This is a genomic window from Pseudomonas sp. 43A (assembly GCF_013363935.1).
Lineage (GTDB): Bacteria > Pseudomonadota > Gammaproteobacteria > Pseudomonadales > Pseudomonadaceae > Aquipseudomonas > Aquipseudomonas crudilactis.
Genome location: NZ_CP054880.1, coordinates 6,563,762 through 6,577,776, shown reverse-complemented (window position 1 = coordinate 6,577,776; position 14,015 = coordinate 6,563,762). Strand labels below are relative to the sequence as shown.

Below are 14,015 nucleotides of genomic sequence, written 5' to 3'. Positions count from 1 at the left end.
ATGGGTGATCGGCACGACTATGTGGCCCTCGAATGGGTCAAAGGCGAAATTGCCGAAACGCTGAAGCAGGCGCATCAGGCGATTGAAGCCGTGCTCGATGATCCGCAGGCTTTTCCGGGGCTGGACGAGTGCCTGGATTACATCCATCAGGTCCACGGCAGTTTGCAGATGGTCGAGTTCTACGGCGCAGCCTTGCTCGCCGAAGAAATGGAGCATCTGGTCGAAGCCTTGCAGCATGAGCGCGTCAGCCATCGCGACGAAGCCCTGCATCTGTTGCTGCAAGCCCTTGGGCAATTGCCGATCTACCTCGACCGCGTGCAGAGCGCCCGCCGCGATTTGCCGCTGGTGGTGTTGCCGCTGATCAACGATCTGCGTAGTGCTCGTGGTGAAAGCCTGCTCTCGGAAACCAGTTTGTTCAGCCCGCAACTGCCTGAGTTACCGCCCTTAAGCGCCGAAGCACTGGCGCGGCTTGAGCCGGCAGAGCTGCCGAACGTGCTGCGCAAATTACGCCAGATGCTGCAAATGGCCTTGGTCGGTTTGCTGCGCGAACAGGATGACCAGACCCACCTCGAGTATCTGGCGAAAGTCTTCACCCGCCTCGAAGCGCTGAGCGCTGATTCGCCCCTGAGCCCGCTGTGGCAAGTCGCCTCGGCGCTGGTCGAGGGCATGCGCGAAGGCGTCATCGCCAACAGTCCGGCGCTGCGCAGCCTGTTCAAGGATGCCGACAAAGAACTCAAACGCCTGCTCGATCAGGGCATGGCCGGCCTCAACCAGCCGCCACCTGCGGAGCTGCTGAAAAGCCTGTTGTTCTATATTGCCAAAGCCGAACATCCCACCGGGCAGATGCTGACCATGAAAGATCGCTACTCTCTGGATGACGCGTTGCCCGACAGCGCGATGGTCGACGAAGAACGCGCGCGCCTGGCCGGCCCCGACCGCGATGCGATGCGTTCGGTGCTGGCAGCGCTGTGTGAGGAACTGGTGCGGGTCAAGGAACGCCTCGACCTGTTCGTGCGCAGCGACCGCCAGCACACCTCGGATCTTGAGAGTTTGCTGGCGCCGTTGCGGCAGATCGCCGACACCCTCGCCGTGCTCGGTTTCGGCCAACCGCGCAAAGTGATCATCGATCAATTGGCGGTGGTGCTCAGCCTTGCCCAAGGCCAGCGCGAACCGAATGACGCCATCCTGATGGACGTTGCCGGCGCGCTGCTCTACGTCGAAGCGACGCTGGCCGGGATGGTCGGCACCGTCGAGCCGGAAAGCCCGGAAGATTCGCGCCTGCCGACCACTGACCTGACGCAGATCCATCAGATCGTCATCAAGGAAGCACGCATCTGCCTGCAACAGGCCAAGGACATGATCGTCGACTACATCGACGCCGATTGGGATCGCCAGCACCTGCAACCGCTGCCGGCGCTGTTGACGCAGGTGCGCGGTGCGCTGGCGATGATTCCGCTCAGCCGCGCGGCGAGTCTGGTCGAAGCCTGCAACGGTTTTATCCGCGAGCATCTGCTGCTCGATCCGCACGAGCCGGGTTGGGAACAACTCGATCGTCTAGCGGATGTCATCAGCAGCCTTGAGTATTACCTCGAACGTCTGAGCGACGACCCGCAGGCGCCGGGCGAGCAATTGCTGGATGTCGCGCAGAAGTCCCTCGCCAGTCTGGGTTTCTTTCCAAATGAGCCGCACGTTCCCGTGCTCGACGACGTGCTCAGCCCCAGCGAAGCGCTGGTGATGCAGGACATGCAGGCGCTCGACGATCCGGAAACCGTACAGTCGCTGGCCGACGTTCTGGCCAGTCCGGTGTCTGCGCTCAACCCGCCAGCACTGATCACCCCCGGCAGCCTGATGCCGCCACCGGCCGATGAAGAGCCGGTCGACGATGAACTGCGCGAAGTGTTCCTTGAAGAAACCGACGAGGTCCTCGAAGTTCTCCACGAATACCTGCCGCGCTGGATCGCCAATTCGCAGGATCGTGATGCGCTGACCGAACTGCGCCGCGCCTTTCACACCTTGAAGGGCAGCGGCCGCATGGTGCGCGCACTGATCCTTGGCGAGTTGGCGTGGTCGGTGGAAAACCTGCTCAACCGTGTGCTCGAACAAAGTGTCGAACCGGGCTTGGTGGTGCAGCAAGTACTGACCGACACGGTGTTGTTGCTGCCCGAGTTGATCAACGAATTCGCCACCAATAGTCAGCGTCAGCGCAGCGATGTCGATCAACTGGCTGCCCGTGCTCACGCCTTGGCCAAGGGTGACGAACCGCTGGCTGCCGAAGACGTCGACGATGTCGCCGCACTCGATCCGCTGTTGCTGGAGATCTTCCGCAAAGAAGCCGAAACCCACCTCGCCAGCCTCAACCGCTTCCTCGATCAAGCCGCCGAGCATTTGCCGCTACAGGCCAGCGATGAATTGCAGCGCGCCCTGCACACGCTCAAGGGCAGCGCTTCGATGGCTGGCGTGTTGCCGATTGCCGAACTCGCTGCACCGCTCGATCAACTGGCCCGCGAGTTCAAGGCGCACCTGTTGCCGCTGGACCTCGACGAAGTGGAATTGCTGCTCGAAGCCGAGGGCCTGTTCCGCGTCGGCCTGCGTCAACTCAAGCATGATCCGCTGGCGCCGATTGTCGGCGCGCAGTCGCTGATCAAACGTTCGGAAACCCTGCTCGCCGAGCGTCTGGCGTCGATCCTTGATGCACCGCACACCGGCCTGCGGATCAAGCGCGACCCGCAACTGATCAACAACTTCCTCGCCCAGGGTATGGACATCCTCCTCGACGCCGAAAACCTCCTGCAGCGCTGGCAGCAACACCCCGGCGAACGCCAGGAACTCAGCGCCTTGCTGGATGAATTGACGACGCTTGGCGAAGGCGCACACATGGCCGATCTGCTGCCGGTCGACGTGCTGTGTGAAGCCTTGCTCGACCTCTATGGCGCGGTGGAAGAAAGCAGTCTGGCGGTCAGCGAACGGTTTTTCCAGGAAGCGCAAAACGCTCACGAAGCGCTGATCAATATGCTCGACGAACTGGCCGCCGGGCAGGAAGTCACGCCGCAGCCAGAGCGGATTCGTGCCTTGCATGACCTGCTCGATGAGAGTCTCGATCCGTCGTCGATGGGCCTGATTCGCAGCGATGGCAGCCGCACCCTGAGCATCCGTGAACTGGGCAGCGCCACCGCCGAGTTGCAGCAAAAGGCAACGGCGCTTGAGCCCGATGACGAGATTGTCGAGATCTTCCTTGAAGAGGCCGTGGACATTCTCGACAGCTCCGGCCAAGCCTTGCAGCGCTGGCTGAACGACCCGGATAACGTTGCGCCGCTGTCCTCGTTGCAGCGCGATTTGCATACGCTCAAGGGCGGCGCGCGGATGGCTGAAGTCGAGGCCATCGGCGATTTGGCTCAAGAGCTGGAAAGCCTTTACGAAGGTCTGGTCGATCGTCGCTTCAACTACAGCGAAACCTTGAGGCGTCTGCTGCTCAAGAGTCATGAGCGTTTGGCGCTGCTGCTTGAACACCTGCAACAGCATCAGCCACTGACCCCGGCCCAGGATTTGATCGAAACCCTGCGTCAGGTGCGTCAAGGCCAGACCGTCAGCGAAACGCCCCAGCCAGCGGCCGATCATGACAGCGCTGGCCACGACCCGGAGCTGCTGGAAATCTTCCTCGAAGAAGGTTTCGACATCATCGAAAACTCCGGCGCCGCACTGCTGCGCTGGCAGGCGGAGCCGGGTAATCGTCAGGAGGTGGAAACCCTGCTGCGCGATCTGCACACCCTCAAGGGCGGCGCGCGGATGGTCGAGATCGGCCCGATCGGCGACCTTGCCCATGAGCTGGAATACCTTTACGAAAGTCTTTCCAGCAGCGCTTTGCAGCCATCGGCGGAGCTGTTCGCGCTGGTGCAGCGCGGTCATGACCGCTTGGCGCAAATGCTCGATGGCGTGCGCGCCGGGCAACCGTGCCCACCGGCCGATCGGCTGATCAACGCGATCCAGAATTTCAGCCACCCGGCGACGATAGAAACGCCGCCAGTGCTACCTGTTCCGGTCAAGGCTGACGCGGCACCGCCGGCTGCCGACGCTGGCGCGGACATGGTCAAGGTCTCCGCCGAACTGCTCGATGAGCTGGTCAATCTGGCCGGGGAAACCTCGATCTTCCGTGGCCGTATCGAGCAGCAAGTCAACGACGCGCAGATCGCCCTGAACGAGATGGAAACCACCATCGAACGGATGCGTGATCAGCTGCGCCGCCTCGACACCGAAACTCAGGGGCGGATTCTCAGCCGCCAGCAAGTCGATGCCGAACGCCTCGGCTACGAAGAATTCGATCCGTTGGAAATGGACCGCCATTCGCAGTTGCAGCAACTGTCGCGGGCGCTGTTCGAATCCGCCTCTGACTTGCTCGATCTCAAGGAAACCCTGGATCGGCGCAATCACGACGCCGAGAACCTGTTGCAGCAACAGGGCCGCATCAACACCGAATTGCAGGAAGGTCTGATGCGTACGCGCATGGTGCCGTTCGAGCGCATGTTGCCGCGCTTGAAACGCATCGTCCGTCAGGTCGCTGAAGAGCTGGACAAGGACGTTGCCTTCGTCGTCGGCAACGCTGAAGGCGAGATGGATCGCAACGTGCTCGAGCGCATGGCCGCGCCGCTGGAACACATGCTGCGCAACGCCGTCGACCACGGTCTGGAGTCCGCCGAGGTGCGGCTGGCGGCGGGTAAACCGGCGCAAGGACAGATCAGCCTCGACCTGTCCCGCGAGGGCGGTGACATCGTTTTCGACATTCGCGATGACGGCGCCGGGGTGCCGCTGGAAGCGGTGCGGCGCAAGGCGATCAAGCGCGGCATGCTCGCGCCGGAAGCCGAGATCAGCGACCGCGACGTGTTGCAGTTCATCCTCCAGCCGGGGTTTTCCACAGCGGAAAAGATCACCCAGATTTCCGGGCGCGGCGTCGGCATGGACGTGGTGCATGAAGAGGTGCGGCAACTCGGCGGCAGCATGAGCATCGACTCGGTGCCGGGGCAGGGCGTGCATTTTCGCATTCGGCTGCCGTTCACCGTATCGGTCAATCGCGCGTTGATGGTGCAGTGTGGTGAGGATCAATACGCGATTCCGCTGAACACCATCGAAGGCATTGTTCGCGTGTTGCCGAATGATCTGGAAGCTCACTTCCGGGTTGATCCGCCACGCTACCAATATGGCGGCCAGACCTATGAACTGTGCTACCTCGGCGAACTGCTGAAAACCGCGCCACGGCCGAAACTGCTCGGCCAGAACCTGCCGTTGCCGGTGCTGCTGGTGCACTACAACGACCGGCGCATCGCGGTGCTGGTCGACACCATGGCCGGTACACGCGAGATTGTGGTCAAGAGCCTTGGCGCGCAATTCGCGGCGGTGCAGGGCGTGTCCGGCGCGACGATTCTCGGCGATGGCCGGGTGGTGCTGATTCTCGATTTGCTCGCGCCGATCCGCGCGATGCAGGCGCGGGTTGCACAGCCGCCGTCACTGCCGGAGATTGAGAGCGAACCGCACAAACCGCTGCTGGTGATGGTGGTCGACGACTCGGTCACCGTGCGCAAGGTCACCAGCCGTTTGCTCGAACGCCACGGCATGAACGTGCTGACCGCCAAGGACGGTGTCGACGCCATGCTGCTGCTCGAAGAACACATGCCTGACCTGATGCTGCTCGACATCGAAATGCCGCGCATGGACGGCTTCGAAGTCGCCACCCAGGTGCGCAACGACGAGCGCCTGCAACACCTGCCGATCATCATGATCACCTCACGCACCGGGCAGAAACACCGCGACCGCGCCATGGCCATCGGTGTCAACGACTACCTCGGCAAGCCGTACCAGGAATCGGTGCTGCTCGAAAGCATTGCCCAGTGGAGCAAGAAACATGCATGAGCGCCGGCATAATCAACGCAGCAGCCAACTGACCGGGTTGTTGCTGCCGCTGGCGGATCGCAATTTGATCCTGCCTAACGTCGCTGTCGCTGAGTTGATTGATTACCAGGCCAGCGCTTTCGATCTGGACACGCCGCCGTGGTATCTCGGCAAGGTTACGTGGCGTGAGCGGCAGATTCCGTTGCTGAGTTTCGAGTCGGCGTGCGGGCAGAAAATCGTCATTGGCGAGCGGGCGCGGATTGTGATTTTGAATGCGCTCGGTGGGTTGCCGGAGTTGAAGTTCATTGCGCTGCTGGTGCAGGGGATTCCGCGGTCGTACAAGCTTGATAGTCAGTTGAGTTATGTCGACGTGCCGTTGTGTGCGCTGGAGCTGGCGGCGGTGCAGGTCGGGGAGCAAGTGGCGAAGGTGCCTGACTTGCTTGGGCTGGAGAAGTTGTTGGTGGATGCGGGGCTCGTTCACTGATCCTGGTTTGCGGTGATCTTGCTGGCCTCTTCGCGAGCAAGCTCGCTCCCACAGTGGGCTTATTTCGTACACAAAATCTGCGTTCTCTGAAGATATCCTGTGGGAGCGAGCTTGCTCGCGAAAGCGCCAGTCGCCACACCCCAATCCGACAGACAAATCCTAAATCTCTGTGAGTAATAAACACCCTTTATCTCAGCTGTTTAAAGACACCCGGTGTTACGGCTCCCTAGCCTACAAATCCTTGCGCCGCTGCCTACGCATGCACCAGAATCCGCCGGCTTGTGCGCCTTTGGCATGCTGCGTAACTTGATTCCGTCACTGATTTCCAGTGATCGGGTTTAGCAGCCCGTGGTTAATCTAAGGGTGCACATACATCATCGTCAGGCTTAGCGCCTGCATTCGATGGCGGCTGTGCGCAGGGCGCTTCGGCGCGCCGGCTTCCTTAGGTTCCCCGGTCTGCTAACCTGCGTTCAGCTGCCACCCCTTCTTTTAGCAGAGAAGTGGTTCCAGCTTTATTTCGGAACCTGAAGATGATTAAACCTACGCCTAACCCCCCGCTCACCGACCCGGCATCCCCCTACGAATCCCCCGATTCGAAGAAATTCCACGAAGCCGCCGAACGCGCCCTCGACCATTACCTCGGCCCGACCAACGCCGACCTGATGGCCACGCCTTATACCCCCAACACGCTGTACATGGCCAATCCCAATGCCGACACCGAATCCCTGCTGGCTGACGCCAGTGAAACCCTCGGCTCGGCTACGGTGATGCTCAACAACCATGCGGCAATGGTGGAGGGTACGCACCGCAAGACTGTGCAGGGTATTGCGCAGGTGGTGATGGTGGCGGAGATGGCGGTCAATCGTTTGTTGGACAGGTTGGTGCCGACGGAGTGACTTAAAAGCTGACCCTCACCCCAGCCCTCTCCCGGAGGGAGAGGGGGCCGACCGTGGGATGCTCACAAGTTACGCCGACCTGAAAATACTGCTGTGAATCCATAATCGACTCGGTGGGGCAGGTCGATGTATGGCGCCAGACACCTCGGTCGGTCCCCTCTCCCTCCGGGAGAGGGCTAGGGTGAGGGCGGCTCTTGATCGTTACCCTGAGCGTAACGATTCACCACCGCGCTTGATTGATGCCCCCACCCCACACGCCTACCTTAGCTCCACGACAGCGAACCCCGTGGAGTGAGCATGACAACAACAATTTCCCCCGACTCGCGCTGGACGCGGCGGCGCGATGAGAAGCAGCGCCGGCTCGACAAGGTGCGCGGGCTGGCCGACGGTGTGGTGTTGCCCACCGACAAGATCGTCGCCGCGCTCGAAGCGCTGATTCATCCCGGCGACCGTGTGGTGCTCGAAGGCAACAACCAGAAGCAGGCGGATTTCCTATCCCGTTCGCTGGCCAAAGCCGACCCGGAAAAGCTCCACGACCTGCACATGATCATGCCCAGCGTAGGTCGCTCGGAACACCTCGACCTGTTTGAACGCGGCATCGCCCGCAAACTGGATTTCTCCTTCGCCGGCACCCAGAGCCTGCGCATCAGCCAGTTGCTGGAAGACGGCCTGCTGGAAATCGGCGCGATTCATACCTACATCGAACTCTACGCGCGGCTGGTGGTGGACCTGATCCCCAACGTCGTGCTCTCGGCCGGTTTCATGGCCGACCGCGCCGGCAACATCTACACCGGCCCCAGCACCGAAGACACCCCGGCATTGATCGAACCGGCGGCGTTCAGCGACGGCATCGTCATCGTCCAGGTCAACCAGTTGGTCGACGACGTCAGCGAACTGCCCCGCGTAGATATTCCTGCGTCATGGGTCGATTTCGTCGTGGTCGCCGACAAGCCGTTCTACATCGAACCGCTGTTCACCCGTGACCCGCGCCACATCAAGCCTGTGCACGTGCTGATGGCGATGATGGCGATTCGCGGCATCTACGAAAAACACAACGTGCAGTCGCTCAACCACGGCATCGGTTTCAATACCGCCGCCATCGAGCTGATCCTGCCGACCTACGGCGAATCCCTCGGCCTCAAAGGCAAGATCTGCCGCAACTGGACGCTCAACCCGCACCCGACGTTGATCCCGGCGATCGAGAGCGGCTGGGTCGAAAGCGTGCATTGCTTCGGCACCGAACTGGGCATGGAAAACTACATCGCCGCCCGCCCGGACGTGTTCTTCACCGGCCGCGACGGCTCGCTGCGTTCCAACCGGATGTTCTGCCAACTGGCCGGGCAATACGCGGTGGATCTGTTTATCGGCGCGACGTTGCAGGTTGATGGCGACGGCCATTCCTCGACCGTGACCCGTGGTCGCCTCGCCGGTTTCGGTGGCGCGCCGAACATGGGCCACGACCCGCGCGGTCGCCGTCACGGCACCCCGGCGTGGCTGGACATGCGCCACGACGACTCGCAGCAACCGATGCTCGAACGCGGCAAAAAACTCGTGGTGCAAATGGTCGAGACCTTCCAGGAGGGTGGCAAACCGACCTTCGTCGAAACCCTCGACGCGGTAGAAGTGGCGAAGAAAAGCGGCATGCCGCTGGCGCCCATCATGATCTACGGCGACGACGTCACCCACCTGCTCACCGAAGAAGGCATCGCCTACCTGTACAAGGCGCGCTCGCTGGAAGAACGCCAAGCGATGATCGCCGCCGTCGCGGGCGTCACCGCTATCGGCCTGCGCCACAACCCGAAAGACACCGAACGCATGCGCCGCGAAGGCCTGATCGCCTTGCCCGAAGACCTCGGTATCCGCCGCACCGACGCCACCCGCGAATTGCTCGCGGCGAAAAGCGTGGCTGATCTGGTCGAGTGGTCCGGCGGCCTGTACAACCCGCCCGCCAAATTCAGGAGCTGGTAATGCACGCACTTAACCTGCAAGCGAAACCGCTGTCCCTGGCTGATCGATTGGCCGACCTGGCGGTGGACGCGTTGATCGACGAAGCCGATCTGTCGCCGAAACCGGCACTGGTCGACCGTCGCGGCAATGGCGCGCACACCGATCTGCATCTGGGCCTGATGCACGCTTCTGCGCTGTCGTTGTGGCCGGCGTTCAAGGAGATGGCTGAAGCGGCGGTTGAAATCGGTGAAGTCGATTCAACGTTGCGCGAAGCGATTGGCCGCATCGGTCGTGAAGGTGAACAAGCGATGCTCACCACCACTAACGGCGTGAACACGCATCGCGGTGCAATTTGGGCGCTGGGGTTGTTGGTGACGGCCGCTGCGCTGGAACCGCAATCCTCCAGCGCCAATGCCGTGACCCTGCGCGCTGCGCGTCTGGCCTTACTGGATGACCGCTACGCGCCGAAGCCATTGAGCCACGGCGCACAAGTCGCCCTGCGTTACGGCGCACGCGGTGCTCGTGAAGAAGCGCAACTCGGCTTCCCTTCGGTGCTGCAACGCGGTCTGCCACAACTCAAACGCAGTCGTGCCAAAGGGCAGGGCGAACAGAACGCCCGGCTCGACGCCTTGCTCGCGATCATGACCAACCTGGCCGACACTTGCGTGCTCTACCGCGCCGGCGAAGAGGGTTTGCACGCCATGCAACACGGCGCGCAAGCGGTGCTCGACGCCGGTGGCAGTGCCAGCCTCAGCGGGCGTCGACGCCTGCACGAACTGGATCAACAACTCATCGCATTGAATGCCTCGCCCGGTGGCGCCGCCGACTTGCTCGCCGCCACGCTGCTGCTCGACCGTATCGAGCGCGACGGCATCTCTCAGGGAGCGTTTTGATGGAAACCCTATCGTTTGAATTCCCCGCCGGGCAGCCACCACGCGGTCGCGCGTTGGTCGGTTGTGTCGGTTCGGGTGATCTGGAAGTGCTGATCGAACCGGGTCTGGCCGGCAAGCTGACGATCAATGTGCAGACCTCGGTCAACGGCGCGCAGCTGCGCTGGCAGCACCTGTTTGCGCGGATGTTCGACGGCACCACGCCGCCGGCCATGGCCATCGATATCCACGATTTCGGTGCGACGCCGGGGGTGGTGCGCTTGCGTCTGGAACAAGGTTTCGAGGAGATCGGCCATGACTGACAGCGCCGCGTTGCTCAACAAACACAGCTTCGTCGAACTCGGCGCGCGGCAACGGGCGAAAGCCTTGCTCGATGCCGGCAGCTTTCGCGAATTGCTCGACCCGTTTCAACGGGTGATGTCGCCGTGGCTTGAGCGCCAAGGCGTGGTGCCGCAGGCCGATGACGGCGTGGTGATCGCCAAGGGCAGCCTCGACGGTTTGCCGGTGGTTATTGCCGCGATTGAAGGTGCATTTCAGGGCGGCAGCCTTGGCGAAGTCGGCGGGGCGAAAATTGCCGGCGCGCTGGAACTGGCGGCTGAAGACAACCGCAAAGGCATTCCGACACGCGCGGTGTTGCTGCTGGAAACCGGCGGCGTGCGCTTGCAGGAAGCCAATCTTGGGCTGGCGGCGATTGCTGATATTCATGCGGCGATTGTCGATTTGCAGCAGTACCAACCGGTGGTCGGTGTGGTCGCCGGTAGCGTTGGTTGTTTTGGCGGTATGTCGATTGCCGCTGCGCTGTGCAGCTATCTATTGGTGACTCAGGAAGCGCGCCTTGGTTTGAACGGCCCGCAGGTGATCGAACAGGAAGCCGGGATCGAGGAATACGACTCCCGCGACCGGCCATTCATCTGGAGCCTGACCGGTGGCGAGCAGCGTTTCGCCAGTGGTCTGGTGGATCGTTATGTCGCCGATGACGTGGCGAAGATTCGTCAGCAGGTCGGTGAATTGCTTCAGCAAGGTTTGCCGGAACAACCGCGCAGCCAACGCGCCGACTGGTTTCTGCAACGCCTGAGCAGCCTGAACACTGACCCGCAAATCGAACCGTCGGTGGTTCGCGATCTGTATCAAGGAGAGCGCTCATGAGCGGTTATTCACTGCGCGGTTTGAACTGGTTCAACGCCTTGAGCGCGGGCGCTAAAAGTGTTGAAGGACTGCCGCCCTCGTTGAGGGTTGCTGACGGAGAGCTGGGGCGTTTTATCGCGGTGGTCGCTGACCCGGACAATCGTTTCCCTCGCGCTCGTAATGGCGAAGTCGGTTTGCTCGAAGGCTGGGGTCTGGCCAAGGCTGTGGATGACGCGATCAGCGCTGACCGCGACAAAGCGCAGAAGCGCCCGATCATCGCCATCGTCGATGTGCCGAGCCAGGCTTATGGTCGGCGCGAAGAAGCACTCGGCATTCATCAGGCGCTGGCCGGGGCGGCGGACAGTTACGCCCGCGCGCGGTTGGCCGGGCATCCGGTGATTGCGTTGTTGGTCGGTAAAGCGATGTCCGGGGCGTTTTTGGCTCACGGTTATCAAGCCAATCGTTTGATCGCGCTGCGTGATCCCGGCGTGATGGTGCATGCCATGGGCAAGGCTTCGGCGGCGCGGGTGACGTTGCGCAGTGTCGAAGAGCTGGAAGCGCTGGCCGCCAGTGTGCCGCCGATGGCGTATGACATCGACAGCTATGCCAGCCTCGGATTGCTCTGGGAAACCTTGTCGGTTGAGCAGATTGAACAGCCGACAGCGGAGGATCTGGCGCGGGTGAACCAATGCCTGAAACAAGCCATCAGCGATGTCGTCAGCACTGATCTGAGCAATCGTCTCGGCGCGAAAAATCGTGCTGCTTCCAGCAAAGTGCGTGAACTGTTGAGGGCGCAGTGGTGAGCACGCCTCTGGCCCATGACCTGCTCTGGGGCATGACTCCGGCGCAGTTGCCGGCGGATGCGCCGCTGTGGGCAGTCGAGTCGCTGGCCTCCGGGCAACCGGTGGTAGTGCGGCGGGCGCTGAGCGAGGAAGGTTTTGTCGCGGTCGGCGTGCGCGGTGTGTTGCGCGAGCAGCGGTTGGCGGCGTTTATGGCGTTGGATTCGATAGCCTGTCGGGTCAGTCCGGAGGCGCTGTGTCATGTCGACAGCGAGCGCGATCTGCCGGTCATGCAGGCACTCAAACAGCTGCGGCCGATGCTCGACGATTGCGGTTGGGTCTGGGGTGTCAGCGGCAGTGTCGGGTTTGAATTGGCCAGTGGTTTTAAAGTGATGCACGCGGCCAGTGATCTCGATCTGATTCTGCGTACGCCACAGATGATCACGCGTAATCAGGCACGCAAACTGGTCGAGCTTTTTGATCAGACTGTATGCCGGGTCGACCTGCAATTGCAGACGCCGTTCGGTGCTGTGGCATTGCGTGAATGGGCCAGCGGTTCGGCGCGTGTGCTGCTGAAGAATGCTCATCAGGCTTGCCTGGTGATCGATCCATGGAACCCGCAGGAGCAGGCAGCGTGAGCAGTCTGCTGGTGTTCCCCGGCCAGGGCGCGCAGCAAGCGGGCATGCTTCAGCGCTTGCCCCGCGAGACCTTGGTCGAGGCCAGCGATGTGCTTGGCGAAGATGTCTTGCTCTTGGATTCCAGCGACGCGTTGCGCACGACAAGGGCGGTTCAACTCTGTTTGCTGATCGCTGGCGTCGCTGCATCGCGGCAGTTATTGCAGGACGGGCTCATGGCGGATTACGTTGCTGGCTTGTCCATCGGCGCCTACCCGGCAGCGGTGGTTGCGGGTGCATTGAGCTTCAGCGACGCGTTGCATCTGGTCAGCCTGCGCGGTGAGTTGATGCAACAGGCTTATCCACAGGGCTATGGCATGACCGCGATCATCGGCCTGCAATTATCCACAATCGAAACGCTGCTCGCACAGGTACACAGCGAAGATTCGCCGGTGTATCTGGCCAACATCAATGCCGATAACCAAGTGGTGATCGCCGGCAGTGACGAGGCCATGCAAGCGGTGGCTGAACTGGCACGCAGCCGTGGCGCTGGTCTGGCGAAACGCCTGGCGGTGAGTGTGCCGTCGCACTGTCCGCTGCTGGAGGCTCCTGCACAAACCCTCGCCGAGGCCTTCGCCAAAGTTGAATTGAGGACTCCGAAAATCGCTTACCTGAGCGGCAGCCGCGCGCGTCCGGTGATCAACGTCGAAGCGCTGCGCGACGACCTCGCCTTCAACATGTGCCGCGTGGTGGATTGGCGCGGCACCGTACAAAGCGCCTACGAGCGTGGCGTGCGTTTACAGATCGAACTGCCGCCCGGTGCGGTGCTGACCGGGCTGGCGCGCCGGGTGTTCGAGCAGGGCACGGTCACTGCCTTCGACAGTGCGCGTCTCGACACCTTGCAGGCGCTGTTGCGTGAGGAGGGTGGCCACTAACTCTAAAACCGCCGACTCAAGCTTCGAACAACAAAAACAACATTCGACGATGCACTTTGAGGACTACAACAATGATTATTTACGGTGTGGCGTTTCTCGCCTTTTGTACGTTGGTGGGTATCTGGGTCGGTGAACTGCTCGGCAAGCTGATCGGCGTGCCGGCCAACGTCGGCGGCGTCGGCATTGCCATGCTGCTGTTGATCGGTCTGGGCAGTTATCTGAACAAAAGCGGCTGGCTCAAGGGCAAGACCGAGCAGGGCGTCGAGTTCTGGAGCGCTATCTACATTCCGATCGTCGTGGCGATGGCAGCGCAGCAGAACGTGTATGGCGCGCTCAAGGGCGGGCCAATGGCTATTCTCGCCGGCACACTTGCCGTGGTGATCGCTTTTGCCCTGGTGCCCGTGCTGACGCGCATGGGCAACAAGGAGCAGACCCCGATCGCTCCAGCCAAGACTGCGGGGTAATCGC

11 protein-coding genes are annotated in these 14,015 nt (G+C 61.8%); all 11 read left to right on the top strand.

The features are described from left to right. The 11 genes from HUW52_RS29060 (at window position 1) to madL (ending at window position 14,011) form a co-directional block, all read left to right on the top strand. Window positions 1-5,898, top strand: a complete 5,898-nt coding sequence (locus tag HUW52_RS29060) for an Hpt domain-containing protein (RefSeq protein WP_175555543.1) — start codon at window positions 1-3, stop codon at window positions 5,896-5,898. After that, window positions 5,891-6,361: a chemotaxis protein CheW gene (locus tag HUW52_RS29055; protein ID WP_175555542.1), complete on the top strand. Its 471-nt coding sequence runs from the start codon at window positions 5,891-5,893 to the stop codon at window positions 6,359-6,361. Before HUW52_RS29060 ends, HUW52_RS29055 begins: the two co-directional genes overlap by 8 nt. 530 nt (window positions 6,362-6,891) lie before the next feature. Next, a complete protein-coding gene (locus HUW52_RS29050; RefSeq protein WP_034153647.1) occupies window positions 6,892-7,257 on the top strand; it encodes a DUF6124 family protein in 366 nt (121 codons plus the stop codon). A gap of 297 nt (window positions 7,258-7,554) precedes the next feature. After that, window positions 7,555-9,225 (top strand): malonate decarboxylase subunit alpha, encoded by a 1,671-nt coding sequence (gene mdcA / locus HUW52_RS29045; RefSeq protein WP_093429846.1) that lies wholly within the window; start codon window positions 7,555-7,557, stop codon window positions 9,223-9,225. Next, entirely contained in the window at window positions 9,225-10,097 is an 873-nt protein-coding gene (locus HUW52_RS29040) for a triphosphoribosyl-dephospho-CoA synthase (protein WP_175555541.1), read from the top strand. The genes mdcA and HUW52_RS29040 overlap by 1 nt, the downstream gene beginning before the upstream one ends. Further along, entirely contained in the window at window positions 10,097-10,396 is a 300-nt protein-coding gene (locus HUW52_RS29035) for a malonate decarboxylase subunit delta (protein ID WP_007913697.1), read from the top strand. Before HUW52_RS29040 ends, HUW52_RS29035 begins: the two co-directional genes overlap by 1 nt. Next, complete coding sequence (locus tag HUW52_RS29030) at window positions 10,389-11,240, top strand: biotin-independent malonate decarboxylase subunit beta (protein ID WP_175555540.1); 852 nt, start codon at window positions 10,389-10,391, stop codon at window positions 11,238-11,240. Before HUW52_RS29035 ends, HUW52_RS29030 begins: the two co-directional genes overlap by 8 nt. Beyond that, the gene (mdcE, locus tag HUW52_RS29025) at window positions 11,237-12,022 is read left to right on the top strand and encodes a biotin-independent malonate decarboxylase subunit gamma (protein ID WP_175555539.1); all 786 of its coding nucleotides are present in this window, start codon (window positions 11,237-11,239) and stop codon (window positions 12,020-12,022) included. Before HUW52_RS29030 ends, mdcE begins: the two co-directional genes overlap by 4 nt. Next, complete coding sequence (locus HUW52_RS29020; protein ID WP_175555538.1) at window positions 12,016-12,636, top strand: malonate decarboxylase holo-ACP synthase; 621 nt, start codon at window positions 12,016-12,018, stop codon at window positions 12,634-12,636. The genes mdcE and HUW52_RS29020 overlap by 7 nt, the downstream gene beginning before the upstream one ends. Then, window positions 12,633-13,547 carry a malonate decarboxylase subunit epsilon gene (gene mdcH, locus HUW52_RS29015; protein ID WP_175555537.1) on the top strand — a complete coding sequence of 305 codons (915 nt, stop codon included), beginning with the start codon at window positions 12,633-12,635 and terminating at the stop codon, window positions 13,545-13,547. The genes HUW52_RS29020 and mdcH overlap by 4 nt, the downstream gene beginning before the upstream one ends. 71 nt (window positions 13,548-13,618) lie before the next feature. Continuing rightward, window positions 13,619-14,011, top strand: coding sequence for a malonate transporter subunit MadL (madL, locus tag HUW52_RS29010; RefSeq protein WP_016984760.1), 393 nt, complete (start codon window positions 13,619-13,621; stop codon window positions 14,009-14,011). Window positions 14,012-14,015: the final 4 nt, after the last annotated feature.